Below are 24,026 nucleotides of genomic sequence, written 5' to 3'. Positions count from 1 at the left end.
AGATGTGCCAGCATATGATGAAAAAAGGCCAGCATTGACCCAGTGGCAACCGTTAGAATGCGCGCCCTGCGACTGGAGGCACCTCATGACCCTGCTCAAATTCAGCGATGTATCCCTGGCCTATGGCAGTACGCCGCTGCTGGATGGGGTGTCCTGGCAGATCGCCCGGGGCGAGCGGGTGTGCATCATCGGGCGTAACGGTACTGGTAAGTCGAGCATGCTCAAGCTGGTGCGCGGTACCCAGGCGCTGGACGACGGCGAAATCTGGCGGGCGCCCGGCCTGAAAATCGGCGAGCTGCCCCAGGAGCTGCCGCGTGCCGACGAGCGCACGGTGTTCGATGTGGTCGCCGAGGGCCTGGCCGAGGTGGGGGCGCTGCTGGCCGAATACCATCACCTGGTTCAGCACGATCTGGGCGACGCCGAGCTGGAGCGCCTGACCCAGGTCCAGCAGGCGCTGGAAGCCCGTGACGGCTGGCGCTTGCAGCAGTTGGTGGACAGCACCATCAGTCGCCTGCAACTGCCGGCCGACAAGACCCTGGCCGAGCTGTCCGGTGGCTGGCGCCGCCGGGTGCTGCTGGCGCAGGCCCTGGTGGCCGAGCCGGATCTGCTGCTGCTGGACGAACCGACCAACCACCTGGATATCGGCGCCATTGCCTGGCTGGAAGAAGCGCTGCTGGGATTCAACGGTGCCGTACTGTTCATCACCCACGACCGTGCCTTCCTGCAGAATCTGGCGACGCGTATTCTCGAGCTCGATCGTGGCCATCTGATCGACTGGAACGGTGATTACGCAAGTTTCCTGGTGCACAAGGAAGAGCAACTGGCGGCGGAAGAAACCGCCAATGCGCTGTTCGACAAGCGCCTGGCCCAGGAAGAAGTGTGGATTCGTCAGGGCATCAAGGCCCGCCGTACCCGCAACGAAGGTCGCGTGCGCGCCCTCAAGGCCATGCGCGCCGAGCGTGCCGAGCGCCGCGAGCGTCAGGGCAAGGCCAGCTTCCAGCTGGAAACAGCGGACAAGTCCGGCAAACAGGTCATAGTCGCCGAGCACATCAGCTTCGCCCATGCCGGTGGCGCGGTACTGCTCAAGGATTTCTCCATGGTCCTGCAGCGTGGCGATCGTATCGGCCTGCTCGGCGCCAACGGCAGTGGCAAGACGACCCTGCTCAAGCTTCTGCTGGGTGATCTGCAGCCGACCTCGGGCAGGATCGAGATCGGCACCAAGCTGGAAGTGGCGTATTTCGACCAGTTGCGTCACCAGCTGGAGCTGGACAAGACGGTGATCGACAACCTTTCCGAGGGTCGCGACTTCATCACCATCGATGGCCAGAATCGCCATGTACTGAGCTACCTGGGCGACTTCCTGTTCAGCCCACAGCGCGCCCGCACACCGGTCTCGGCATTGTCCGGTGGCGAGCGGGCACGTCTATTGCTGGCCAAGCTGTTCAGCAAGCCGGCCAACCTGCTGGTACTGGATGAACCGACCAACGACCTGGATGTGGAAACCCTCGAATTGCTGGAAGAAGTGCTCGATGGCTTCCCTGGCACCGTGCTGATCGTCAGTCACGACCGGGCCTTCCTCGACAATGTGGTGACCAGTACCCTGGTCTTCGAGGGGCAGGGTGTGGTGCGCGAGTTCGTCGGCGGCTACCAGGACTGGTTGCGCCAGGGCGGCTCTCTGAAAACCCTGGGTGTGGGTGGCGACGATTCCCGTGCTCCGGCGGCTGCGGCCAAGGTCGATGTGACGCCTGTCAGCAAAACGCCGCAGGAGGCGCCGCCGCGCAAGAAACTGAGCTACAAGGAACAGCGCGAGCTGGAGGCCCTGCCCGCGCAGATCGAAGCCCTGGAGGTCGAGCTGGCGGCGCTGCAGAGCGAAGTCGCCGAACCGAATTTCTATCAGCGCCCGGCCGAATACAGCCGTATCGCGCTGGAACGTTTGTCCACCCTGCAGCAGGAGCTGGATGCCTTGCTGGAGCGCTGGACCGAGTTGGAAGCCTGACAACAATAACCCCAGCCTAAGCCGGAGATGCCATGGCGATTGAGTACCGGATCATTGTCGATGACAGCCACCAGTTCGATTATCAGATCGAGCTGGATCGTGGCTATGACACCGCACGGGCCGAGCAGGCCCCGAAGTGGACGCGCCTGGAGTTCAACCAGTGCAGCAACTGTCCGCTGAAGAAGGAAACTTGCAGCCACTGCCCTGCGGCGGTTGATCTGTTCCAGGTGATCGAGGACTTCCGCGGCCTGCCAGCCGTGCAGAAAGCCGATATCACCGTGCTCACACCCGAACGCCAGTATTACAAGCGGGTGGGACTGGAAGAGGGCTTGCGTTCCCTGCTTGGTGTGATCATGGCCACCAGTGCCTGCCCGCTGCTGGGGCGTCTGCGGCCGATGGCGCAGCAGCATCTGCCGTTCGCCAGCCAGTCGGAGTTCATTCAGCGGGCGGTATCGCAGTACCTGACCAGGCAGTACTTCAACTACCGCGAAGGCCGCTTGGCCGACTGGGATCTCAAGGGGCTGGTGCGTCTGTATCAGCAGCTGCAGCTGGTCAATCAGGCCTTCTGGCAGCGCATCCTCGATACCTGTGAAGGCGACTCCAACCTCAAGGCCTTCCTCAGCTTCTTTTCCATGGCCTCGAGCCTGAGCTACTCGCTGGAAACCCAGCTGCAGAAGATCAGGCCGATGGTCATGAGTGCCGGTGATTCGCTGGAGTTTGGCGCCTAAGCCGGTATCAGGCCGGCTTTTTCAGGCGCACCGCCAGTACGTCGCAGGGAGCGCCATGCAGCAGGTCGTTGGCGGTTGAGCCCAGCAGCAGGGCCAGACCGTGACGGCCATGGCTGCCGACGACGATCAGGTCGCACTGCTGTTCGCTGGCCAACTGATGGATTTCCTGGCGTGGCTGTCCAAAGCCCAGGTGGCAGTTGTCCGGCGTCAGTTGTGGGTACTGCCGGGCAAAGTTGTCCAGGCGCTGCTGGGCCTGCTGTTGCTGCTGTTGCTGGAGTATCGATAGATCCATCGGGACATCGCCGCCAAAGGCCATGGCCATGGGCTCGATCACATGGATCAGGGAAACTCGGGCGCCATCGCGACTGGCCAGCTCGATGGCGCGTTGCAGCACCGGGTGGCATTCCTCGCTGAGATCGACGGCAATCAGTACGTGCTGGTAGACCATGACAAACTCCTGTTCCGTTTAGCCATTATTTGAGTATGGCGCTTGTTTGAGAGGTTCTGTCCATGAATGCATGGATTGTCGTGCTGTTGCTGGCCGCGGCCTTCAGTCCGCTGGTGTGGATTGTGCCGTCCCGGCGTCAACGTGGACAGATGGATGTGCGCCTGGCCGCGCGGCGCATGGGACTGGGCATGCAGATGGCGCGGCCGGAGTGGCCGCACTGGATGCAACCGGAGCCGCCAGCAGCCTGTCCGCAATATCACCGCCAGCGCCTGGCCAGTCGTGGCGACTGGAGCTTCTGGCAGGTGGCCCCGGGGGAGTGGCATAACCGCTGGCGTGAGCCCTGTGCAGAAGAACCCTTGCTGCAGCTGTTGCGGCGCTTGCCGGCGGATGTCTATCAGGTCGACGCGAACAAGCAGATGCTGGCGCTGTACTGGGGGGAGCGGGGCGGCGAGGAGGAGCTGAAGGCGGTGGTGGAAGTCATGCAGCAGTTGGCACGCCTATGAGCGGCGGACGCCGCAGTGGCGTCCGCGCTGTAGGGTTTAAAGCTTACCGGCAGCGTAAAGCTCGGAAGTTTTTTCCAGGCCGCTGATGATCTGTTCGGAATACTTGCTGATCAGGAAGGGCACGCTGTTTTCGTTGTAGTTCTTCAGCGATTTCTCGATGTAGTTCCACTTGGTCTGCACGCTTTGCAGGCTCGCCTTGATTTCCGCTGTATTGCGTGGCGAGGCTTTGAGCTCAGAGAGGCGCTTCTGGAAGTCATTGGCCAGTTCATCAATCGGTTTTTCATCCTCACCGCCACTGCCACCAATAAATGTGCCGCCGACCGATGCGTTGCGTGAGGCATAGTTGACCGAGATGGACTGCATCAACAGTCCCAGCTCGCGGCTGCGTTCGGTCAGTGGCGGTACGCTGGTGCTGCTTTCCTGTTGGATCTTGCCGTACAGCTCTCCGCTCAAGACCAGGAGCTGCTGGTTCCGTTTTGCCAAGTCGGCGATCGGCTGCAGGTCGGTAAAGCCTTCGGTTTCCAGGGCTGTGATCAGGGCTTTTAGTTCTTCCTGATAAGCCTGCCATTGTTGTTGCAGCTGGTTGTGCAGGGCTTTAGAGCCTTCGCCGGAAAGATCCTGAAGTTGTTGAAGCGCCACACTTACCTGTTCTTCCGATGCTTTGATCTGTTTGGCGTAACGCTGGTCGCCCTCCATGCCGTTGAACATGAAGAAGTCGCTGAGGGTCTTCTGAGCAGCCAGGCGCAGGTGATGAAGGGTGATCAGGTCCTGGCTGGGCTCGCCGGCGTGGGCGCTAAAGGAAAGGGGAAGCATCAGCAGGCTGCTGAGCAGAAGGGAGGTCAGACGGCTAGACATGTACAGCTCCGGTGCCCGGTCGGGCTTGCTTTTGTTTTTGTAGCGAGCCGCTCGGAACGGCTCTTTGCCGGGAATTTACCTGCCATACCATCTTTTGGCTAGCGGATTGCGAGTACGTTTGTGCAATCTTTGCCAGTCCCTGAATCACCATTCATCTGTTTTGTGAATTTTTGTCAGCGGAAAAAGGCAATCAGCCTGGAAGGCCCTATCTGGCTGGTTGCAGGGATTAAGCGGTGGTTGCCTGGCTAATTGACAATTACTGGCTTTTGCACGATGGTGTGCGCACCCAAATCAAACGGGCGTATGAATCAGGCGTTTGCCTGTTCCTCACGTTCCCGAATATCGCGTCGGCGGGTGTGCTGGCTGGTTTTGGGGCTATCCTAGACGGCTTGCGCCGTGAGGAAGCCTCCTCCGGCGTCCGATGTGTACAGTTCAGCTTCCATTGCGTGGAGATCAGTTGATGATTTACGAAGGTAAAGCCATCACGGTTAAGGCTCTTGAGAGCGGTATCGTCGAACTGAAGTTCGACCTCAAGGGTGAGTCCGTCAACAAGTTCAACCGCCTCACCCTCAACGAGCTGCGCCAGGCTGTCGATGCCGTCAAGGCCGATGCTTCTGTCAAGGGCGTGATCGTGACCAGCGGCAAAGACGTGTTCATCGTCGGCGCCGACATCACCGAATTCGTCGACAACTTCAAACTGTCCGACGAAGAGTTGATCGCTGGCAACCTCGAAGCCAACAAGATCTTCAGTGACTTCGAAGACCTGTCCGTTCCGACCGTGGTCGCCATCAACGGCATCGCGCTGGGCGGCGGTTTTGAAATGTGCCTGGCCGGTGACTATCGCGTAATGAGCGAAACCGCCAAGGTAGGCCTGCCGGAAGTCAAGCTGGGTATCTACCCGGGCTTCGGCGGCACCGTGCGTCTGCCGCGCGTCATCGGTAACGATAACGCCATCGAGTGGATCTGCGGCGGCAAGGAAAACAAGGCTGTCGACGCACTGAAAGTTGGTGCTGTCGATGCAGTCGTGGCTCCGGCCAAACTGCAGGAAGCAGCCCTGGATCTGGTCAAGCGCGCCATCTCCGGTGAGCTGGACTACAAGGCCAAGCGTCAGCCGAAACTGGAAAAGCTCAAGCTCAATGCCATCGAGCAGATGATGAGCTTCGAGACTGCCAAGGGCTTCGTTGCTGGCCAGGCCGGCCCGAACTACCCGGCGCCGGTTGAAGCCATCAAGACCATCCAGAAAGCCTCCAACTTCGGTCGCGACAAGGCGCTGGAAGTGGAAGCCGCTGGTTTCGTCAAGCTGGCCAAGACCTCGGTTGCTGCCAGTCTGATCGGTCTGTTCCTGAATGACCAGGAACTGAAGAAGAAGGCCAAAGGCTTCGACGAAGTGGCCAAGGACGTGAAACTGGCTGCCGTACTGGGCGCCGGCATCATGGGTGGCGGTATCGCCTACCAGTCCGCGTCCAAGGGCACTCCGATCCTGATGAAGGATATCCGCGAAGAGGGTATCCAGATGGGTCTGAACGAGGCTTCCAAGCTGCTCGGCAACCGCGTTGCCAAGGGCCGCATGGCTCCGGCCAAGATGGCCGAAGCGCTGAACGCCATTCGTCCGACCATGTCCTACGGTGATTTCGGTAACGTCGACATCGTCGTCGAGGCCGTGGTCGAGAATCCGAAGGTCAAGCAGATCGTTCTGGCTGAAGTTGAAGGTGTGGTGCGTGAGGATGCGATCCTCGCTTCCAACACCTCGACCATCTCCATCAACTTGCTGGCCCAGGCGCTCAAGCGTCCGGAAAACTTCGTCGGCATGCACTTCTTCAACCCGGTACACATGATGCCGCTGGTTGAGGTCATCCGTGGCGAGAAGTCCAGCGAAGTGGCCGTTGCCACCACTGTTGCCTACGCCAAGAAGATGGGCAAGACCCCGGTTGTGGTCAACGACTGCCCGGGCTTCCTGGTCAATCGCGTACTGTTCCCGTACTTCGGTGGCTTCGCCAAGCTGGTCAGCGCCGGTGTCGACTTTGTTCGCATCGACAAGGTGATGGAGAAGTTCGGCTGGCCGATGGGCCCGGCTTACCTGATGGACGTTGTCGGCATCGACACCGGCCACCATGGCCGTGACGTGATGGCCGATGGCTTCCCTGATCGCATGAAGGACGACCGTCGCTCCGCCGTTGACGCTCTGTACGAAGCCAATCGCCTCGGTCAGAAGAACGGCAAGGGCTTCTACGCCTACGAGATGGACAAGCGCGGCAAGCCGAAGAAAGTCGTCGATGCCAGCGTTCAGGAAGTCCTCGCGCCGATCGTGTACGAACAGCGTGAAGTCACCGACGAAGACATCATCAACTGGATGATGATCCCGCTGTGCCTGGAAACCGTTCGTTGCCTGGAAGATGGCATCGTCGAAACCGCAGCTGAGGCCGACATGGGCCTGATCTACGGCATCGGCTTCCCTCCCTTCCGTGGTGGTGCACTGCGTTACATCGATTCTATCGGTGTGGCCGAGTTCGTTGCCCTGGCCGACAAGTATGCCGACCTGGGCGCGCTGTACACCCCGACCGAGAAGCTGCGTGAGATGGCCAAAAACGGCCAGAAGTTCTTCGGTTAATCGCGAACGATTTAGAGCGAGAGTGAATTTATGAGCCTGAATCCGAGAGATGCAGTCATTGTCGACTTCGGTCGTACCCCGATGGGTCGTTCCAAGGGTGGCATGCACCGTAATACCCGTGCCGAGAACATGTCGGCACACCTGATCAGCGGCCTGCTGGCGCGCAACCCGAAGATCGACCCGGCGGAAGTCGAGGACGTGATCTGGGGCTGTGTGAACCAGACTCTGGAGCAGGGCTGGAACATCGCGCGCATGGCGTCGCTGATGACCCAGATCCCGCACACCAGTGCCGGCCAGACCGTGAGCCGCCTGTGCGGTTCCTCCATGTCCGCTCTGCACACTGCCGTGCAGGCGATCCAGACCGGCAACGGTGACGTGTTCGTCATCGGCGGTGTGGAGCACATGGGCCACGTCAGCATGATGCACGGCGTCGATCCGAACCCGCACATGTCCCTGTACGCCGCCAAGGCGTCGGGCATGATGGGTCTGACCGCTGAAATGCTCGGCAAAATGCACGGCATCAGCCGTGAGCAGCAGGATGCCTTCGGTGAGCGTTCTCACCGTCTGGCACACAAGGCTACCGTCGAAGGCAAGTTCAAGGATGAAATCATCCCGATGCAAGGCTACGACGAGAATGGCTTCCTGAAGGTGTTCGATTTCGACGAAACCATTCGTCCGGAAACCACCCTGGAAAGCCTGGCTGCCCTGAAGCCGGCGTTCAACCCGAAAGGCGGCACCGTGACTGCAGGTACTTCCTCGCAGATCACCGACGGTGCTTCCTGCATGATCGTCATGTCCGCGCAGCGCGCCAAGGACCTCGGTATCGAGCCGCTGGGCGTGGTACGTGCCATGGCTCTGGCCGGTGTCGATCCGGCGATCATGGGTTACGGTCCGGTACCGTCCACTCAGAAAGCCCTCAAGCGTGCTGGCCTGACCATCGACGACATCGACTTCGTTGAACTCAACGAAGCCTTTGCCGCTCAGGCTCTGCCGGTGCTGAAAGACCTGAAACTCCTCGACAAGATGGAGCAGAAGGTCAACCTGCACGGCGGCGCGATCGCCCTGGGCCACCCGTTCGGTTGCTCCGGTGCGCGTATCTCCGGCACCCTGTTGAACGTGATGAAGCAGAATGGCGGCACCCTGGGTGTCTCCACCATGTGTATTGGTCTCGGCCAAGGCATCACTACCGTCTTCGAACGCGTCTAAGCGATCCGAGATGAAAAAGCCGGGGCTATGCCCCGGCTTTTTGTTTTTCTAGTGAACAGATTTTTGCGGAGTGCAGATGAACATTCAGCCCGGGCTCTATCGTCACTATAAAGGTCAGCAGTATCGGGTGTTCGGTACAGCGCGGCATTCGGAGACCGAGGAAGAGCTGGTGGTTTACCAGGCGCTGTACGGCGACTATGGTCTGTGGGTTCGCCCGTTGAGCATGTTCTGCGAAACCGTGCTGGTCGATGGCGAGCAGATTGTCCGCTTCGCCTTGCTGACTGCCGAGTCATCGCCTCTGCTTGGCCAGAGCGGCGCAAGCGCAAAGCAGTAGCGCGCTTGACCTGTCGATACTGGCCACTATATATAGCGGTGCCGCTGTAGACGGCTCCCGCCTTCTTTCTTTTTACTGCATTCAGGAATTTTCCGATCCATGGGCAAATCGCTGGTCATCGTGGAATCCCCGGCCAAGGCCAAGACGATCAACAAGTACCTGGGCAACCAGTACGTGGTGAAGTCGAGCATCGGCCATATCCGTGACCTGCCCACCAGTGGTGGCGCCAAGGAGCCGGTCAAGCGTGGCAAGGCCGCGGCGGCCGAGGCACCGGCGCTGTCGCCCAAGGAGAAAGCCAAGCGCCAGCTGGTTTCGCGCATGGGTGTCGATCCGGAGCATGGCTGGAAGGCCAAGTACGAAATCCTTCCCGGCAAGGAAAAGGTGATCGAGGAGCTGCGCCGTCTGGCCAAGGATGCCGACACCATCTACCTCGCAACCGACTTGGATCGCGAGGGGGAGGCCATCGCCTGGCACCTGCGCGAAGCCATCGGTGGTGATGACAGCCGCTACAAGCGCGTGGTGTTCAACGAAATTACCAAGAAGGCCATCCAGGAGGCCTTCTCCAAGCCCGGCGAGCTGGATATCAACCGGGTCAATGCCCAGCAAGCACGCCGCTTCCTCGACCGCGTGGTGGGCTATATGGTCTCGCCGCTGCTGTGGCAGAAGATCGCCCGTGGCCTGTCCGCCGGCCGTGTGCAGTCGGTGGCGGTGAAGCTGGTGGTCGAGCGCGAGAAGGAAATCCGTGCCTTCGTTCCGGAAGAATACTGGGAAGTGCATGCCGACCTAGGTACCGCCAAGAACGCCAATGTGCGCTTCGAAGTGGTCCGCGAGAAGGGCGAAGCCTTCAAACCGGTCAACGAAGCTCAGGCCATGGCCGCGCTGGAACAGCTCAAGGCGTCCGCCTACAGCATCGCCAAGCGTGAAGATCGGCCGACCAGCAGCAAGCCGTCGGCGCCCTACATCACATCGACCCTGCAGCAGGCGGCGAGCAATCGTCTCGGCTTCGGCGTAAAGAAGACCATGATGATGGCCCAGCGTCTCTACGAGGCCGGCTACATCACCTATATGCGTACAGACTCGACCAACCTCTCGGCCGATGCCGTGGAGATGGTGCGTGGTTTCATCGAGAGTGAGTACGGCAAGAAGTACCTGCCGGCCAAGCCGAATGTCTATTCGAGCAAGGAGGGCGCCCAAGAGGCGCACGAAGCGATTCGCCCGTCCGATGTCAACCTGCGGCCGACCCAGATTTCCGGCATGGAACGCGATGCCGAGCGCCTCTATGAGCTGATCTGGCGTCAGTTTGTCGCCTGCCAGATGCCGCCAGCCGAATACCTGTCGACCAGCGTCACCGTGGCGGCCGGAAGCTTCGAGCTGCGCGCCAAGGGCCGCATCCTCAAGTTCGATGGTTACACCAAGGCGCAGCCGCAGCAGAGCAAACCCGGCGAAGACGACGTGCTGCCGGATATGAGCGAAGGCGAGACGCTCAAGCTGATCAAGCTCGACCCCAGTCAGCACTTCACCAAGCCGCCGGCACGTTTCTCCGAAGCCAGCCTGGTCAAGGAGTTGGAAAAGCGGGGTATCGGTCGTCCGTCGACCTATGCGGCCATCATCTCGACCATCCAGGATCGTGGCTACGTAGCGGTACAGAACCGCCGCTTCTACGCCGAGAAGATGGGCGACATCGTCACCGAACGTCTCAACGAAAGCTTCGCCAATCTGATGGACTACGGCTTTACCGCCGGCATGGAAGAGCATCTGGACGACGTGGCTCAGGGCCAACGCGACTGGAAGCACTTGCTCGATGAATTCTACGGCGACTTCAAGAAGAAGCTGGAAGTGGCGGAAGTGGCTGACAGTGGCATGCGTGCCAATCAGCCGACGCTGACCGACATTGCCTGTCGTGACTGCGGTCGACCGATGATGATCCGCACCGCTTCTACCGGCGTTTTCCTTGGCTGCTCCGGCTACGCCCTGCCGCCGAAGGAGCGTTGCAAGGCCACTATCAACCTGATCCCCGGCGGCGAGATTGCTGCCGATGACGAGGGTGAGTCCGAGTCGCTGGTGCTGCTGAACAAACATCGCTGTCCGATCTGCTCGACTGCCATGGATGCCTATCTGCTGGATGAAACCCGCAAGCTGCATATCTGTGGCAACAATCCGGATTGTTCGGGCTACGAGATTGAGCAGGGGCAGTACCGCATCAAGGGCTACGAAGGTCCGAGCCTGGAGTGCGACAAGTGCGGCAGCGAGATGCAGCTGAAAACCGGCCGCTTCGGCAAGTTCTTCGGTTGTACCAATGCCGACTGCAAGAACACCCGCAAGCTGTTGCGCAGTGGTGAAGCGGCGCCGCCCAAGTGCGACCCGATCAAGATGCCGGAGCTGCGTTGCGAGAAGGTGGATGACGTCTATGTGCTGCGCGATGGCGCTTCCGGTCTGTTCCTCGCCGCCAGCCAGTTCCCCAAGAATCGCGAGACACGAGCGCCGTTGGTGCTGGAGTTGTTGCCACACGCCGATGAACTGGATCCCAAGTACCAATTCCTGCTCAAAGCGCCACAAAAGGACCCGGATGGTCGCCCCGCGGTGATTCGCTTCAGTCGCAAGAGCAAGGAGCAGTACGTGCAGTCGGAGATTGATGGCAAGCCAAGCGGCTGGCGCGCATTCTATGCCGACGGCAAGTGGCAGGTTGAAGACAAACGCTGAGTCAGTGCCGAGGTAAGGCAGGAGGTTTGGTCATGGCCAATGAGCGTTACACCCGCACCAACCAGAAGCTGTATTTTGCAGGCGTTGCCCTGGATTTCTGGCGCAAGGCGGAGGCGGGGCGAGCCATGAACTGGCAGGCGCAAGTGCAGGCTGAGCGAGAGGCCTGCCTGTTCCATCTGTACGGTGCGCTGCTGGGCTTGTGCCACGAGATCGCAGGCTATTATCGCCTGCCTCAGGCTGACGCCAGTGTGGTGGAGCAGTTGCTCAGCGCTGAGCGTCTGGCGGCATCGCCCAGCCCGGAGATGGCTGAGCTGGTAGAGCTTGCGCAGCATGCCGAGACCTGGCTGGCCAAGTTGCTGAATGCTTATCACGCGTTGTTTCAGCCACCGCGTGAGGTCGTGCCGGCCAAGCAGGATGTGACCATGCCCTTGATTTCGGCGGTGACCTTGGAAGACGAGGCGCTGCCGGTTTCGGCCGATGAGCTTGAGTTCTGCCGGCAACAGCTCAAGGAGCTTGCCCTGCGCTTCCGTGGCTCGCTGAGCGAGTGGTGATCGTTCCGTCTCAGGGTTAGGGACTGCTGTGTGGTTGCGGCTGTGACGAAGCGACAGCCGACCCTAGGGCTGTCTGCATGTCGGCTGTTACAATGGCAGACTTGCTTGGAGACACTTTAATGCCCACTTCCTTTCTTGAAATCGTCGAACTGCCCGATGGGCGCATCATTCTGCGTCGTGCGGATGATGAAGAAGCCCTGGTAACGCTCGATTTCTCTGCAGACGCCCGCGCCTTCATGCAGGGCCATCATGTCGAAGTGGCCAAGGCCATGCTCAATATCGGCGTGCAAATGGCCGGTCGCCTGGCAGACGGTGAGTTGGATCGTGATGATCACGACAGCAGCTCACGAGTTCTGCACTGAATTTCAGACGCAGCGGATATTCAGCAGTTGCGTATGACCTTGGCTTGATGCCGCTTCCAGTGCTTCACGGGTCAAGTTGCCGATATCGTTCAGCCAGCAGATCACGGTGTGGCTATGACCAAGACTGAGGACCTGACAGGTCAGCTCCAGTGCGCTTTGCGCACCTCTTGGCTGCAGTACGATGATACGTTCGCGGTTGAGCCGGGCCTGGCGTAGCCATTCCTGATTGAGGCTGTCAGGTGGGGCGACCAGGGTGATCCAGCGATTGCCGCTATTGGTGCTGAGCTCTCGCAGAATGGGGGCCAGTAACAGTTGGTAGTTGCTGGCGGAGGCGTTCAGTTGCAGTTCGCTGATGTGCTGGGTGCCGACGGAGTTGCTTTGCGCAGTAACTGGTTCAGCCAGGGTCTCTGCTACGTTCGAGCCGAACAGCGCCTCCTGAAACAATGACAGTTGCGGGCGGTGGGTCAGCGATTGCGAGTACTGCATACAGCCTCCATTAGCGGCGAATGACGCCGACACTCAAGCCTTCAATGATCAGTTCCTGCTCTTCGAGATTGATCTCGATAGGGGCGAACTCAGGGTTCTCGGCGATCAGCCAGACCTGATTGCCTTCGCGCTTGAAGCGTTTGACCGTGACTTCTTCATCAATTCGTGCCACGACGATCTGCCCATTGCGGGCTTCTCGGGTGGTGTGCACCGCGAGCAGGTCGCCATCGAGGATGCCGATGTCTTTCATGCTCATGCCGCGTACACGCAGCAAATAGTCGGCTTTTGGGTGGAAAAAATCCGGGTTGATGCGGCACGATTCCTCGACGTTCTGTTGGGCCAGGATCGGGGCGCCGGCCGCTACGCGACCAATGACGGGAAGCCCATCTTCTTCCTGGCTGTTCGGCTCGAAGCCAGGAATACGAATGCCGCGTGATGCACCGGGGGTCATTTCAATCGCGCCCTTGCGTGCCAGAGCCTTGAGGTGCTCTTCGGCGGCATTGGGGGACTTGAATCCGAGCTGTTGCGCAATTTCCGCGCGAGTCGGTGGAAAACCGTTGTCTTCCAGGCATTGCTTGATGAAGTCGAGGATTTCGGACTGGCGTGGTGTGAGCTTCAGCATGGCTGTCTCTGTTTTTTTATACAGTTGCTGTGAATATATACAGTGATTTTCGGGTTGGCAACAGCTGTTTTCTTTCCGCTTAAGCGTGTTGCTTTTGGCCCGTGCTAGTCTGCTGATCGTGCGAAAGTGACCGTTGCGTCATTTATTTCGGGTGCGACTTGACAGAGTCTCGGGCTGAAACGTATGTTTCAAACAAGTGTTTGTCAGGTGAGTGACCCATGGCGCAGTCGGAAACAGTCGAACGGATTCTTGATGCGGCAGAACAGTTGTTTGCCGAGAAGGGTTTTGCCGAAACCTCGCTGCGTCTGATCACCAGCAAGGCTGGGGTCAACCTGGCTGCTGTCAATTATCACTTCGGCTCCAAGAAAGCGCTGATTCAAGCAGTCTTTTCGCGCTTCCTCGGGCCTTTCTGCCAGAGCCTTGAGCGTGAACTGGATCGTCGCCAAGGCAAGCCTGAACAAGCGGCCAATCTGGAAGAACTGCTTGAGTTGCTGGTGGCTCAGGCGCTGGCGGTCAAACCGCGCAGTGGCAATGATCTTGCCATCTTCATGCGTTTGCTCGGGCTGGCCTTCAGCCAGAGCCAGGGTCACCTGCGCAAGTATCTGGAAGAAGTCTACGGCAAGGTGTTCCGCCGCTACATGCTGCTGGTCAACGAGGCTGCACCGAAGGTGCCGCCGCTTGAACTGTTCTGGCGCGTGCATTTCATGCTGGGTGCCGCGGCATTCAGCATGTCTGGGATCAAGGCCCTGCGGGCCATGGCAGAAGCCGACTTTGGCGTGAATACCTCTATCGAGCAGGTGATGCGTCTCATGGTGCCGTTCCTGGCTGCCGGTATGCGCGCCGAAACCGGATTGAATGAGCCGTCGCTGATCAGTGCGCAGCTGCGCCCGCGGCCCAAGGCGCCAGCCAAGCCCTGATCCTCGCTGCAGGGCATTGGCGGTTGCGTTAAGCTAGCGCCCCATGCAGATCCCCGACCTTCTCTTGATCAGCCTCGCTGAACAGTGCTTGTACGTCTATAGCGGCAAGCAACTGCTGCATTCCTATGCCATTTCTTCTGCCAAGAATGGTCCCGGCGAGACTTCCGGTTCCGGCTGTACGCCCCGAGGCTGGCATCAGGTGCGCGCGAAGATCGGCGCCGGGCTTGCTCTGGGGGCTGTCCTACGTGGCCGGCGCTGGACTGGTGAGGTCTGGACTGCGGAGCTGCACGAACAGTTTCCTGGGCGTGACTGGATACTCACCCGCATTCTCTGGTTGTCAGGGCTTGAGCCGGGACGTAACCGGCTGGGCTCTTGTGACACTTTCCAGCGTTATATCTACATCCATGGCACACCGGATTGCGAGCCGATGTCGCAGCCTGAGTCGCATGGCTGTATCCGCATGCGCAATGCCGATGTCCTTGAGCTTTTTGAGCAGGTTCCCGTGCATTGCCGGGTTTTGATCGGCGAGGCTCGGCAGGCCGAACTCGCCTCCATGTTTTGACAGGAATGATGGAATGCATGGTTCGCTGATGCTGGATATTGCCGGCACCTGCCTGACGGCTGAGGATCGCCAGTTGTTGCGTGCCCCGCAGGTGGGCGGTCTGATTCTGTTTGGACGTAACGTCGAGCATCCGCGTCAGGTGCGCGAGTTGTGTACGGCGGTACGCCGTGTGCGTCCGGATCTGCTGCTGGCTATCGATCAGGAAGGCGGTCGCGTGCAGCGACTGCGTCGTGGCGTGGTTCGCCTGCCGGCCATGCGCGATCTTGGTCGTTGTGCCGAGGCCGTTTCGCTGGCGCGTGAATGTGCCTGGCTGATGGCGACCGAGATGCTGGCCTGTGGTCTGGACCTGAGTTTTGCTCCGGTGCTGGACGTCGACTACGGTCGCAATACGGTGATTGCATCGCGGGCCTTTGCCGACAATGCGGCGCAGATCGCGTTGCTGGCCGCTGCCTTCATCGATGGCCTACATGAGGCTGGGATGGCCGCCTGTGGCAAGCACTTCCCCGGTCATGGCTGGGCAGATGCCGATTCCCATGTGGCCATACCGCGTGACGAGCGAAGCCTGGAGGCAATCCGTCAGGCGGATATGAAGGCGTTTGCGCTGTTGAGCGACAAGCTGGATGCGGTTATGCCGGCGCATGTCATCTACCCGCAGGTCGATGAGCAACCGGCCGGTTTCTCCTCCCGCTGGTTGCAGGGTGAGCTGCGTGGCCAGCTGGGTTTTCGCGGCGTGATCTTCAGTGACGACCTGTCCATGGCCGGTGCCCATGTTGCCGGTGATGCAGCCGCGCGCATTGAGGCGGCGCTGGCGGCTGGCTGCGACATGGGCCTGGTATGCAATGACCGTACAGCGGCCGAGCTGGCCCTGGTGCGCCTGCAGCAGCTCAAGGTGACGCCGGTTGCGGCTCTGGCGAGCATGCGCCGCCGGCAGTTTCCGGGAATCGACTATCAACAATCACCACGCTGGCAGGCTGCAGTGGCTGCCCTGCGTGGCGCGCAGCTGCTGAATTGAGGGAATGTCGGTGATCGCACTGATTGGTGGTTCGGGATTGACCGAGCTGGATGGGTTGGAGCTCAGTGAGTCGCTTGTGGTGCCGACGCCTTATGGCGACTCTTCGGCACCGTTGCTGAAAGGCCGATATGCCGGCCGCGACGTGCTGTTTCTAGCGCGTCATGGGCATCCGCACCGGATTCCTCCGCACCAGGTGAATTACCGGGCCAATCTGTGGGCCCTGCGCGAGGCCGGTGCCTGCGCGGTGATTGCCGTCAATGCGGTGGGGGGAATTCATCCGGCCATGGGCTCGGGGCATCTGTGCGTGCCCCACCAGTTGATCGATTACACCTGGGGGCGGGCCAGTACCTTTTTCGATGGCGAACTGGAGCATGTCACGCATATCGATTTCAGCCACCCCTATGACGAGTCCTTGCGAGAGCGGCTCTGTCAGGCGTTGCATCAGTGTGGTCAGACCTTCTCCGCGCGCGGCGTGTATGCCTGTACCCAGGGGCCGCGACTGGAAACGGCGGCGGAGATTATCCGTCTGGAGCGCGATGGCTGTGACATCGTCGGCATGACCGGCATGCCCGAGGCTGCTCTGGCGCGGGAGCTGGAACTGCCCTATGCCTGCCTGGCGCTGGTGGTTAATCCTGCGGCGGGTAAATCCACTCAGTTGATCAGCATGGCGGATATCGAGTCCGAGCTGGGGCGTGGCATGGGGCGGGTGCGCAGTGTTCTGGCTGCGTTGCTGGCAGCGCTCTAGAACGGGAGTTCTAGGCAGAAGGGATGCTTGATTGGCAATGTACAACCAAGGTTGCAGTTGTTGCGCCTTGCTTGTCCTAACTTTGGGCCGCTTAGCTGAAACGGTAATTTTTATTATCGGCATTAATTAGTTAGGGTGGCCCCCCTGAGTTCAGCATGGAGGAGAACTTGGATGGGCATTAATGTTTCAGCGCCGTTCAATACGCAATTACCCGCAGACCTTGTGCTGCTCAGTGGCAACGAGCTGTTGGCTCAGTTGTTTCATCACTACATCGAGCAGCAACCCGCTCTGGCCCTGCGCATTGGTGGTGCGCAGGAGTCGTCCAGAGGTTCGCTGTGGTTGCTGGATGTGCAGAGTTTCGCGGACGACGAGTTACCTCGGCTGTTTGCCGATCTCAATGGCAAAGGACCGGTGGCGCTGGTCAATGTCACGCAGGAGCAGGCAGAGCCACTGGTCGAGCAGTATCCATGGATCAACGGGGTGTTTGTCAGCAGTTGCCCGCGTGAGCAGTTTCTTCGCGGGGTCGACACCCTGCTGCATGGTGGTGACTGGTTGCCGCGTGGCCTGACCGAGCAGTTGCTGCGGCAGTTGCGCAGGCTGCACCAGCCCGCCGAGATCAAGGTTCGCCTGACCTCGCGTGAGCGGGAAATTCTTGAGCTTGTGCGCAAGGGGCTGCCCAATTCACAGATTGCCGAGCACCTGTGCTTGAGCCCGCATACCATCAAGAGTCACGTTCACAACCTGCTGCGCAAGGTCGGCGCGACCAATCGCGGCGAGGCGGCATTCCTGGTGCTGGGTGGCGGTCTGGCTTGACGTGTCAGGCGCCGCCGGTCTGGGTGGTGGTGCAAGAATGAACCATTCGACAGTTTGCACGGAAACTGCAGGCTGCCGGCGCGGCTTTGGCTATGATGCGCCCCCGCCAGCAGGACGGGAGTGAGAGGAGGCTGAAGCGCAATGGATGATTCAAGGACGACTCTTTCAAGAACGACTGGTTCAGGAGCGGGTGATTCGAGCGCGGATAGCTCCAGGGCGCTTTTCGTTATCGCTCCCCGTGATCCCGCCACCGCAGAGCTGCACGATTTCCTCTCGGTCAATGGCTACGCGCTGCGTGGCGAGGCCGATGCGATCCTCTCCGATATGTCCGCCGATAGCCTGGGACTGCTTGATCTGCGCGTGCTTGAGCAGGGCCATGCCCTGCCTTTGCCGGCCGAGTGCCTGCTGGGGCGCGGACGCTGGCTGTTGATCAATGCCCAGGAACCCTTTCGCGATGACTTCCTGCTGCTCAATGCCGGCGTCTGTGGTGTGCTTTCGTTCCGGGAGGCACCCGCTCGCGTGCTGCAGGCATTGGAGCTGATTGCGCAGGGCGAACTGTGGATTCCGCGGGCGATCCTGGCCGAGGCCTTCCAGCGTCAGCGTGCCCGCCATACGCCGCAGCCGGCTGCGCTTCCAGCCCTGACTCGCCGCGAGTGGCAGGTGCTGCGCGGGTTGCTGGTGGCCGAGAACAATCGCGAGATCGCCGCGCGCCTGGGGGTGGAGGAGAGCACCGTCAAGCGCCACCTGTATAACCTGTTCCGCAAGGTGGGTGTGCGCAATCGCCTCGAAGCGCTCAACTGGGCGCGGACGGCTGGCTTGCAGGCCGGGCAGGAGTTCCGGCCGGCTAACAGGGCCTGTTAAAGCGGGCTGACGCGCAGCAGCACGCCCAGGCTGCGGTGATCCAGATAGGTCAGCGTGCCTTCCTTGAGACGTGTGCTCTGCTGCAGGTGCTCGCTGGCGGTCAGCAAGCCATCGGCGTCGAACTGGTTGGCCCAGAAGCTGGCATCCAGGTTGAGCACTTCATTCTGCTGCAGTGTCAGGGTGCCCTCGACCGGGTAGTGGCCCAGTTGCGGCTCGCCGTTGCTCAGCGCCACGCGGCTGGGGTTGACGCCGACGTTCTGGCTCCAGCTCTTATGCAGTAGCACTTCATAGCCATTGGCTGGCGTCAGCTTGGCGGCTTCGACCTGCAGGGCCAGTGGTTGCGGGGCAAAACCGTCGATGTTCTGGCTTTTGGCCGCCCAGTCATCCGGAGCCAGCTGGCTGGCGGGCAGTGGCTCGCCGGCCTGGCGGAAGACAATTACCTCGACCTGATACAGGCGATCAGCCCAGGCCAGGGGGGCAAGCAGGCTGAGCAGCAGGGCGGCGAGAAAACGGTTGCGACGCATGGGGCAGTCCTTTACTGAGAGGGAGTCAGGCGCTCGAACAACGCCTCCAGGGTATTGAATCGTTCTTCCGGGCGCTCCATTGGCACCTGGAATTTGAAGACGGTGGCACCTTCGAATTTGTAACGGTTGGGCTGGCTCTGGATCAGCTTGATCAGGGTCAGCGGATCGACGCAGGTGTTGCCGGCAAATTCGATGCGGCCGCCTTGCGGGCCGGCGTCGACCTTGCGGATGCCGAGCTTTTCCGCCTGCAGCTTGAGCAGGGTTAGGCGCACCAGATTCTTGGTGGCATCGGGCAGCAGGCCGAAACGGTCGATCATCTCCACCTGCAGCTCCTTCAGGCCGTCCTCGTCGATGGCTGAGGCAATGCGCTTGTAGAGGATCAGGCGAGCATGCACGTCGGGCAGGTAGTCGTCGGGGATCAGTGCCGGTACGCGCAGGTTGACCTCCGGGCCGCCGCCCAGTGGCTGTTCCAGGTTCGGTTGCTCGCCCTTGCGGATGGCTTTGACCGCGCGTTCGAGCATCTCCATGTAGAGGGTGAAGCCGACCGCCTGGATCTGCCCGCTCTGGCCGTCGCCTAGCAGTTCGCCGGCGCCGCGGATTTCCAGGTCGTGGGTGGCCAGAACGAAGCCGGCTCCGAGGTCCTGGGCGTTGGCGATGGCTTCGAGACGCTTCTGCGCATCTTCGGTCATCTGCTTGCGCGGCGGGGTCAGCAGGTAGGCGTAGGCCTGGTGGTGGCTGCGGCCCACGCGGCCGCGCAGCTGGTGCAGCTGGGCCAGGCCGAACTTGTCGGCGCGCTCGATGATGATGGTGTTGGCGCTCGGCACGTCGATACCGGTTTCGATGATGGTCGAGGCGATCAGTACGTTGAAGCGCTTGTGGTAGAAGTCGCTCATCACCCGTTCCAGGTCGCGCTCGTTCATCTGCCCGTGGCCGATGGCGATGCGTGCTTCCGGCACCAGTGCTGCCAGGTCGGCGGCGCACTTTTCGATGGTCTTCACATCGTTGTGCAGGTAGTACACCTGGCCGCCGCGCAGCAGCTCGCGCAGCAGCGCTTCCTTGATGGTCGGCTCGTTCTGCTCCATGACGAAGGTGCGTACCGACAGCCGGCGTGCCGGCGGCGTGGCGATGATCGACAGGTCACGCATGCCCGACACCGCCATGTTCAGCGTTCTCGGGATCGGCGTGGCCGTGAGCGTGAGGATATCCACTTCGCTGCGCAGCGCCTTGAGCTGTTCCTTCTGACGAACGCCAAAACGGTGCTCTTCGTCGATGATCACCAGTCCGAGGTTGTGGAACTTCACGTCGTCCTGCAGCAGTTTGTGGGTGCCGATGACGATATCGACCTTGCCCTCGGCCAGTTTGGCCACAGCTTCGTTGACTTCCTTGGCCGACTTGAAGCGACTCATCACCTCGACCGTCACCGGCCAGTCGGCGAAACGGTCGCGGAAACTGTTGTAGTGCTGCTGGGCGAGCAGGGTGGTGGGTACCAGTACGGCGACCTGGCGACCGCTGTGCACGGCGATAAAGGCGGCGCGCATGGCCACTTCGGTCTTGCCGAAACCCACGTCGCCGCAGACCAGGCGGTCCATCGGCTTGGCGGCGAGCATGTCGGCCAATACGGCGTCGATGGCGCTCTGCTGGTCCGGCGTTTCCTCGAAGGGGAAGCCGGCGCTGAAGGTGGCGTAGTCGGCGGCCGGGTCCTTGAATGCATAGCCTTCGCGGGCGGCGCGGCGGGCGTAGATGTCAAGCAGCTCGGCGGCGACATCGCGCACCTGCTCGGCAGCCTTGCGCTTGGCCTTCTGCCAGGTTTCCGAGCCCAGGCGGTGCAGCGGGGCCAGGGCGTCGTCGCTGCCGGTGTAGCGGGCGATCAGGTGCAGGCTGGAAACCGGTACATAGAGCTTGGCTTCCTCGGCATACATCAGGGCGAGGAATTCGGCGGCCTGGCCGTCGAACTCCATGGTCACCAGCCCCAGATAGCGGCCGACGCCGTGGTCGATATGCACCACCGGTGCGCCTTCACGCAGCTCGGTGAGGTTCTTGATCACATTGTCGCCGGCGTCGCGTGATTTCTCACGGCGCCGGCGCTGCATCACGCGCTGGCCGAACAGCGGGCTTTCGGCGATCAGGGCGATGTCGTCGAGCAGCAGGCCTTCGTCCAGTGGTGCGATGGTGATGGCCAAGCGTTCGCCGCAGGCGCTGAATTCAGGCCAGCCGCCGACTTCCACGGGTTTCAGCTTGAGACGGGCGAGCAGCTCCAGCAGCACCTCGCGGCGTCCGGCGGATTCAGCGCAGAACAGTACGCGGCCCGGATAGCCTTCGATAAAGCGGCGCAGGGCCGCCAGCGGCTCGCTGGCCTTGGCCTGGATCGCCAGCTCCGGCAGCGCCTGGGCGTTGAAACGTTCGCGGCCGACGCCGACTTCCACGTCCTCCTGGCTGACCACCACGCGCGGCCAGTGCTTCAGGCGTGCAAAGCAGTCCTCGACCGGCAGGAAGATATCGGCCGGCGGTAGCAGTGGGCGCTCGGGGTCGTAGCGGCGGTCTTCATAGCGGTTGCGCGCATCGTTCCAGAAGTGCTCGGCGGCCTGCTCGATGCCGGGCAGAGAGAACACCTGGGTATCCCCCGGCAGGTAGTCGAACAGGGTGGCACTTTGCTCGAAGAACAGCGGCAGGTAGTACTCGATACCGGCCGGGGTGATACCCGAGGCAAGGTCCTGATAGATCGGACAGCGGCGGAAGTCGACATCGAAGCGCTCGCGGAAGCGCCCGCGGAAATCGGTGACGGCCTTCTTTTCCAGCGGGAATTCGCGTGCCGGCAGCAGGCGGATCGACTCCACCTTGTCCACTGAGCGCTGGGTCTCCGGGTCGAAGGTACGTAGGGTTTCGATCTCGTCGTCGAACAGGTCGATGCGGTAGGGCGTCTCGCTGCCCATCGGGAACAGGTCGATCAGCGCACCGCGCACGGCGAACTCGCCATGTTCATAAACGGTGTCCACGCAGCGGTAGCCGGCCGCCTCCAGGCGGGCGCGCATTTCCTCGACATCGAGTTTCTGGCCGACATCCAGCACCAGGCCGGAACCGAGCAGGAAGCGGGTCGGCGCCAGGCGGTGCAGAGCGGTGGCGATGGGCACGACCAAAACGCCGTGCTTGATCTCCGGCAGGCGGTAGAGGGTGGCGATGCGCTGGGAAATGATGTCCTGGTGCGGCGAGAACTGGTCGTAGGGCAGGGTTTCCCAGTCCGGGAAGTGCAGCACAGGCAGTTCCGGGGCAAAGAACGACAGTTCTTCCTGCAGGCGCTCGGCGCTCTGGCTGTCGGCAGTCAGCAGCAGGGTGAAACGGCGGGCCGCGCTGGCGGCCTCGGCGATGGCCAGCGCCTGGGCGGCTCCCGGCAGGTTGCCCCAGAGCTGTTTGCCGGCGGCAGCCGGTAGTTTCGGCAAGTGCAGTACGGACACAGGCATCGGCCCCAAAATGACAAGGCGCCGATTGTAGCGAGGTGGGCAGGCGGGAGGCGAGCGTGAAAGCCAGCAGGCACGCAGCGACAGTCGTGCATTGCTCCGGCAGGGCGAGGCCGGCATAATGTAGCCCCTTTTTTCAGCCCCTACATATCGGAAGGTATTGCCCGTGACTCAGAAGCCCGACCAGTGTCTCGGTGAATGGATCGATCGTGAAGCCCTCGCTGAGGCCATGATTCCTCTGATCGGTCAGCTCTACCGCAACAACAATGTGGTGACCTCGATCTACGGCCGTGGCCTGATCAACCGTTCGGTGATCTCCATCCTCAAGGCCCATCGTTTCGCCCGTCACCGCATCGAAGGCGAGGCCGAACTGTCGGTCCACGATACCTTCCCGATCCTCAAGGCCATGAGCGAGCTCAAGCTGGGCGCCGCTTCCGTGGACCTGGGCAAGATGGCCAGCAAGTTCAAGGCCGAAGGCAATGGCCGCAGCGTCGAGCAGTTCGTCAAGGACGAGCTGGCGACCGTAGCCGGTCAGCAGGGCGTCAATCAGCGCAAGGGTACTGACGTGGTGCTCTACGGTTTCGGTCGTATCGGCCGTCTGCTGGCGCGCATCCTGATCGAGAAAACCGGTGGTGGCGACGGCCTGCGCCTGCGCGCCATCGTTGTGCGCAAGGGTGCCAGCAATGACCTGGTCAAGCGCGCCAGCCTGCTGCGTCGCGACTCGGTGCATGGCCCGTTCGATGGCACCATCACCATCGACGAGGAAAACAACACCCTGACCGCCAACGGCAACCTGATCCAGGTGATCTACGCCAAGGACCCGAAGGAAATCGATTACACCCAGTACGGCATCAACAATGCTCTGCTGGTCGACAACACCGGTGTCTGGCGTGATGCCGAGGGCCTGGGTCAGCACCTGACCTGCCCGGGTATCGATCGCGTGGTGCTGACCGCACCGGGCAAGGGCGCGCTGAAGAACATCGTGCATGGCATCAACCATGGCGACATCAGCGCCGACGACAAGATCATCTCCGCCGCTTCCTGCACCACCAACGCCATCGTGCCGGTGCTCAAAGCCGTGAATGACCAGTACGGCATCGTCAACGGCCACGTCGAAACCGTTCACTCGTACACCAACGACCAGAACCTGATCGACAACTTCCACAAAGGCAGCCGTCGTGGCCGCAGCGCCGCGCTGAACATGGTGATCACCGAAACTGGTGCCGCCACTGCAGCCGCCAAGGCCCTGCCGGTACTGAAGGGCAAGCTGACCGGTAACGCCATTCGCGTACCGACGCCGAACGTCTCCATGGCCATCCTCAACCTGAACCTGGAGAAGGCCACCACCCGCGAAGAGATCAACGAGTACCTGCGCCAGATGGCCATGCACTCGGACCTGCAGAAGCAGATCGACTTCGTCAACTCGCAGGAAGTGGTCTCCACCGACTTCGTCGGCTCGCGCCACGCCGGTGTGGTCGATGCCGAAGCCACCATCAGCAACGACAATCGTGTCGTGCTGTACGTGTGGTATGACAACGAGTTCGGCTACAGCTGCCAGGTGGTTCGCGTGATGGAAGACATGGCCGGGGTCAACCCGCCGGCTTTCCCGCGCTAAGCTAGGCGAGAAGAGAAACGGGAGCTTCGGCTCCCGTTTTTCGTTCATGGCTGGTGTGCGGCGATCCCGTGCAGCGGCCATTTCAGCGTTGGCGAATGAAGCCTGACGCAATGGTTTTAGAGACTG

22 protein-coding genes are annotated in these 24,026 nt (G+C 61.1%); 16 read left to right on the top strand and 6 right to left on the bottom strand.

The window, feature by feature from the left end; all coding sequences use genetic code 11:
- Positions 1 to 85: 85 nt before the first annotated feature.
- Complete coding sequence (locus HNP49_RS05485) at positions 86 to 1,996, top strand: ATP-binding cassette domain-containing protein (RefSeq protein WP_184681340.1); 1,911 nt, start codon at positions 86 to 88, stop codon at positions 1,994 to 1,996.
- Between the two features lie 32 nt (positions 1,997 to 2,028).
- Entirely contained in the window at positions 2,029 to 2,724 is a 696-nt protein-coding gene (locus tag HNP49_RS05480; protein ID WP_184681339.1) for a DUF6901 family protein, read from the top strand.
- A 7-nt stretch (positions 2,725 to 2,731) separates the two neighbouring features.
- Here HNP49_RS05480 and HNP49_RS05475 read toward each other — a convergent pair whose 3' ends face one another.
- Positions 2,732 to 3,172 (bottom strand): universal stress protein, encoded by a 441-nt coding sequence (locus tag HNP49_RS05475; RefSeq protein ID WP_184681338.1) that lies wholly within the window; start codon positions 3,170 to 3,172, stop codon positions 2,732 to 2,734.
- Between the two features lie 62 nt (positions 3,173 to 3,234).
- Between HNP49_RS05475 and HNP49_RS05470 the strand changes: the two genes are divergently transcribed.
- Positions 3,235 to 3,675 (top strand): hypothetical protein, encoded by a 441-nt coding sequence (locus tag HNP49_RS05470; protein ID WP_184681337.1) that lies wholly within the window; start codon positions 3,235 to 3,237, stop codon positions 3,673 to 3,675.
- A 36-nt stretch (positions 3,676 to 3,711) separates the two neighbouring features.
- Here the strand turns inward: HNP49_RS05470 and HNP49_RS05465 are convergent, their stop codons facing one another.
- Complete coding sequence (locus HNP49_RS05465) at positions 3,712 to 4,530, bottom strand: hypothetical protein (protein ID WP_184681336.1); 819 nt, start codon at positions 4,528 to 4,530, stop codon at positions 3,712 to 3,714.
- Between the two features lie 460 nt (positions 4,531 to 4,990).
- Between HNP49_RS05465 and fadB the strand changes: the two genes are divergently transcribed.
- The 6 genes from fadB (at position 4,991) to HNP49_RS05435 (ending at position 12,291) form a co-directional block, all read left to right on the top strand.
- On the top strand, positions 4,991 to 7,138 hold the full coding sequence (gene fadB, locus HNP49_RS05460) for a fatty acid oxidation complex subunit alpha FadB (RefSeq protein WP_184681335.1): 2,148 nt from the start codon (positions 4,991 to 4,993) through the stop codon (positions 7,136 to 7,138).
- 30 nt (positions 7,139 to 7,168) lie between these two features.
- Positions 7,169 to 8,344, top strand: coding sequence for an acetyl-CoA C-acyltransferase FadA (gene fadA, locus HNP49_RS05455; RefSeq protein ID WP_184681334.1), 1,176 nt, complete (start codon positions 7,169 to 7,171; stop codon positions 8,342 to 8,344).
- A 76-nt stretch (positions 8,345 to 8,420) separates the two neighbouring features.
- The gene (locus tag HNP49_RS05450) at positions 8,421 to 8,678 is read left to right on the top strand and encodes a DUF1653 domain-containing protein (RefSeq protein ID WP_184681332.1); all 258 of its coding nucleotides are present in this window, start codon (positions 8,421 to 8,423) and stop codon (positions 8,676 to 8,678) included.
- A gap of 99 nt (positions 8,679 to 8,777) precedes the next feature.
- Positions 8,778 to 11,378 carry a type I DNA topoisomerase gene (topA, locus tag HNP49_RS05445; protein ID WP_184681330.1) on the top strand — a complete coding sequence of 867 codons (2,601 nt, stop codon included), beginning with the start codon at positions 8,778 to 8,780 and terminating at the stop codon, positions 11,376 to 11,378.
- 32 nt (positions 11,379 to 11,410) lie between these two features.
- The gene (locus HNP49_RS05440) at positions 11,411 to 11,929 is read left to right on the top strand and encodes a DUF6586 family protein (RefSeq protein ID WP_184681329.1); all 519 of its coding nucleotides are present in this window, start codon (positions 11,411 to 11,413) and stop codon (positions 11,927 to 11,929) included.
- Positions 11,930 to 12,048: 119 nt separating this feature from the next.
- Positions 12,049 to 12,291, top strand: a complete 243-nt coding sequence (locus HNP49_RS05435) for a hypothetical protein (RefSeq protein ID WP_184681328.1) — start codon at positions 12,049 to 12,051, stop codon at positions 12,289 to 12,291.
- Positions 12,292 to 12,294: 3 nt separating this feature from the next.
- Here the strand turns inward: HNP49_RS05435 and sulA are convergent, their stop codons facing one another.
- Positions 12,295 to 12,777, bottom strand: coding sequence for an SOS-induced cell division inhibitor SulA (sulA, locus tag HNP49_RS05430; RefSeq protein ID WP_184681326.1), 483 nt, complete (start codon positions 12,775 to 12,777; stop codon positions 12,295 to 12,297).
- A 10-nt stretch (positions 12,778 to 12,787) separates the two neighbouring features.
- Positions 12,788 to 13,399, bottom strand: a complete 612-nt coding sequence (lexA, locus tag HNP49_RS05425; RefSeq protein ID WP_184681325.1) for a transcriptional repressor LexA — start codon at positions 13,397 to 13,399, stop codon at positions 12,788 to 12,790.
- A gap of 218 nt (positions 13,400 to 13,617) precedes the next feature.
- On the opposite strand from lexA, the gene HNP49_RS05420 reads away from it, so the two are divergent.
- From HNP49_RS05420 to HNP49_RS05395, 6 genes are all read left to right on the top strand, one after another.
- Positions 13,618 to 14,316, top strand: coding sequence for a TetR/AcrR family transcriptional regulator (locus HNP49_RS05420; protein WP_184681323.1), 699 nt, complete (start codon positions 13,618 to 13,620; stop codon positions 14,314 to 14,316).
- 43 nt (positions 14,317 to 14,359) lie between these two features.
- Positions 14,360 to 14,878: a L,D-transpeptidase gene (locus tag HNP49_RS05415; RefSeq protein ID WP_184681322.1), complete on the top strand. Its 519-nt coding sequence runs from the start codon at positions 14,360 to 14,362 to the stop codon at positions 14,876 to 14,878.
- Between the two features lie 13 nt (positions 14,879 to 14,891).
- Entirely contained in the window at positions 14,892 to 15,890 is a 999-nt protein-coding gene (nagZ, locus tag HNP49_RS05410; RefSeq protein ID WP_184681320.1) for a beta-N-acetylhexosaminidase, read from the top strand.
- A 4-nt stretch (positions 15,891 to 15,894) separates the two neighbouring features.
- Positions 15,895 to 16,635 carry an S-methyl-5'-thioinosine phosphorylase gene (locus HNP49_RS05405; protein ID WP_184681319.1) on the top strand — a complete coding sequence of 247 codons (741 nt, stop codon included), beginning with the start codon at positions 15,895 to 15,897 and terminating at the stop codon, positions 16,633 to 16,635.
- 171 nt (positions 16,636 to 16,806) lie between these two features.
- Positions 16,807 to 17,448, top strand: a complete 642-nt coding sequence (locus tag HNP49_RS05400) for a response regulator transcription factor (RefSeq protein ID WP_184681318.1) — start codon at positions 16,807 to 16,809, stop codon at positions 17,446 to 17,448.
- Between the two features lie 141 nt (positions 17,449 to 17,589).
- Positions 17,590 to 18,309, top strand: coding sequence for a response regulator transcription factor (locus HNP49_RS05395; protein WP_184681317.1), 720 nt, complete (start codon positions 17,590 to 17,592; stop codon positions 18,307 to 18,309).
- Here HNP49_RS05395 and HNP49_RS05390 read toward each other — a convergent pair.
- On the bottom strand, positions 18,306 to 18,833 hold the full coding sequence (locus HNP49_RS05390) for a CsiV family protein (protein WP_184681316.1): 528 nt from the start codon (positions 18,831 to 18,833) through the stop codon (positions 18,306 to 18,308). The two genes, HNP49_RS05395 and HNP49_RS05390, sit on opposite strands and share 4 nt — an antisense overlap.
- Positions 18,834 to 18,844: 11 nt before the next feature.
- A complete protein-coding gene (mfd, locus tag HNP49_RS05385) occupies positions 18,845 to 22,282 on the bottom strand; it encodes a transcription-repair coupling factor (RefSeq protein ID WP_184681315.1) in 3,438 nt (1,145 codons plus the stop codon).
- Between the two features lie 169 nt (positions 22,283 to 22,451).
- Between mfd and HNP49_RS05380 the strand changes: the two genes are divergently transcribed.
- A complete protein-coding gene (locus tag HNP49_RS05380; RefSeq protein WP_184681314.1) occupies positions 22,452 to 23,900 on the top strand; it encodes a glyceraldehyde-3-phosphate dehydrogenase in 1,449 nt (482 codons plus the stop codon).
- The last annotated feature ends 126 nt before the right edge of the window (positions 23,901 to 24,026 follow it).

Source organism: Pseudomonas fluvialis, assembly GCF_014207935.1.
Lineage (GTDB): Bacteria > Pseudomonadota > Gammaproteobacteria > Pseudomonadales > Pseudomonadaceae > Aquipseudomonas > Aquipseudomonas fluvialis_A.
The sequence above is the reverse complement of the archived record's forward strand: the minus strand, read 5'-3'. Positions and strand labels throughout refer to the sequence as shown.

Excerpts from the sequence above, each read along its gene's own strand:
- fadA (WP_184681334.1), top strand. The coding sequence starts at position 7,169 with ATGAGCCTGAATCCGAGAGATGCAGTCATTGTCGACTTCGGTCGTACC.
- HNP49_RS05420 (WP_184681323.1), top strand. The coding sequence starts at position 13,618 with ATGGCGCAGTCGGAAACAGTCGAACGGATTCTTGATGCGGCAGAACAG.
- HNP49_RS05400 (WP_184681318.1), top strand. The coding sequence starts at position 16,807 with ATGGGCATTAATGTTTCAGCGCCGTTCAATACGCAATTACCCGCAGAC.
- HNP49_RS05485 (WP_184681340.1), top strand. The coding sequence starts at position 86 with ATGACCCTGCTCAAATTCAGCGATGTATCCCTGGCCTATGGCAGTACG.
- topA (WP_184681330.1), top strand. The coding sequence starts at position 8,778 with ATGGGCAAATCGCTGGTCATCGTGGAATCCCCGGCCAAGGCCAAGACG.
- sulA (WP_184681326.1), bottom strand. The coding sequence starts at position 12,777 with ATGCAGTACTCGCAATCGCTGACCCACCGCCCGCAACTGTCATTGTTT.
- HNP49_RS05435 (WP_184681328.1), top strand. The coding sequence starts at position 12,049 with ATGCCCACTTCCTTTCTTGAAATCGTCGAACTGCCCGATGGGCGCATC.
- HNP49_RS05470 (WP_184681337.1), top strand. The coding sequence starts at position 3,235 with ATGAATGCATGGATTGTCGTGCTGTTGCTGGCCGCGGCCTTCAGTCCG.
- lexA (WP_184681325.1), bottom strand. The coding sequence starts at position 13,399 with ATGCTGAAGCTCACACCACGCCAGTCCGAAATCCTCGACTTCATCAAG.
- HNP49_RS05395 (WP_184681317.1), top strand. The coding sequence starts at position 17,590 with ATGGATGATTCAAGGACGACTCTTTCAAGAACGACTGGTTCAGGAGCG.
- HNP49_RS05465 (WP_184681336.1), bottom strand. The coding sequence starts at position 4,530 with ATGTCTAGCCGTCTGACCTCCCTTCTGCTCAGCAGCCTGCTGATGCTT.
- fadB (WP_184681335.1), top strand. The coding sequence starts at position 4,991 with ATGATTTACGAAGGTAAAGCCATCACGGTTAAGGCTCTTGAGAGCGGT.
- HNP49_RS05475 (WP_184681338.1), bottom strand. The coding sequence starts at position 3,172 with ATGGTCTACCAGCACGTACTGATTGCCGTCGATCTCAGCGAGGAATGC.
- HNP49_RS05405 (WP_184681319.1), top strand. The coding sequence starts at position 15,895 with ATGTCGGTGATCGCACTGATTGGTGGTTCGGGATTGACCGAGCTGGAT.
- nagZ (WP_184681320.1), top strand. The coding sequence starts at position 14,892 with ATGCATGGTTCGCTGATGCTGGATATTGCCGGCACCTGCCTGACGGCT.
- HNP49_RS05390 (WP_184681316.1), bottom strand. The coding sequence starts at position 18,833 with ATGCGTCGCAACCGTTTTCTCGCCGCCCTGCTGCTCAGCCTGCTTGCC.
- HNP49_RS05440 (WP_184681329.1), top strand. The coding sequence starts at position 11,411 with ATGGCCAATGAGCGTTACACCCGCACCAACCAGAAGCTGTATTTTGCA.
- HNP49_RS05415 (WP_184681322.1), top strand. The coding sequence starts at position 14,360 with ATGCAGATCCCCGACCTTCTCTTGATCAGCCTCGCTGAACAGTGCTTG.
- HNP49_RS05480 (WP_184681339.1), top strand. The coding sequence starts at position 2,029 with ATGGCGATTGAGTACCGGATCATTGTCGATGACAGCCACCAGTTCGAT.
- HNP49_RS05450 (WP_184681332.1), top strand. The coding sequence starts at position 8,421 with ATGAACATTCAGCCCGGGCTCTATCGTCACTATAAAGGTCAGCAGTAT.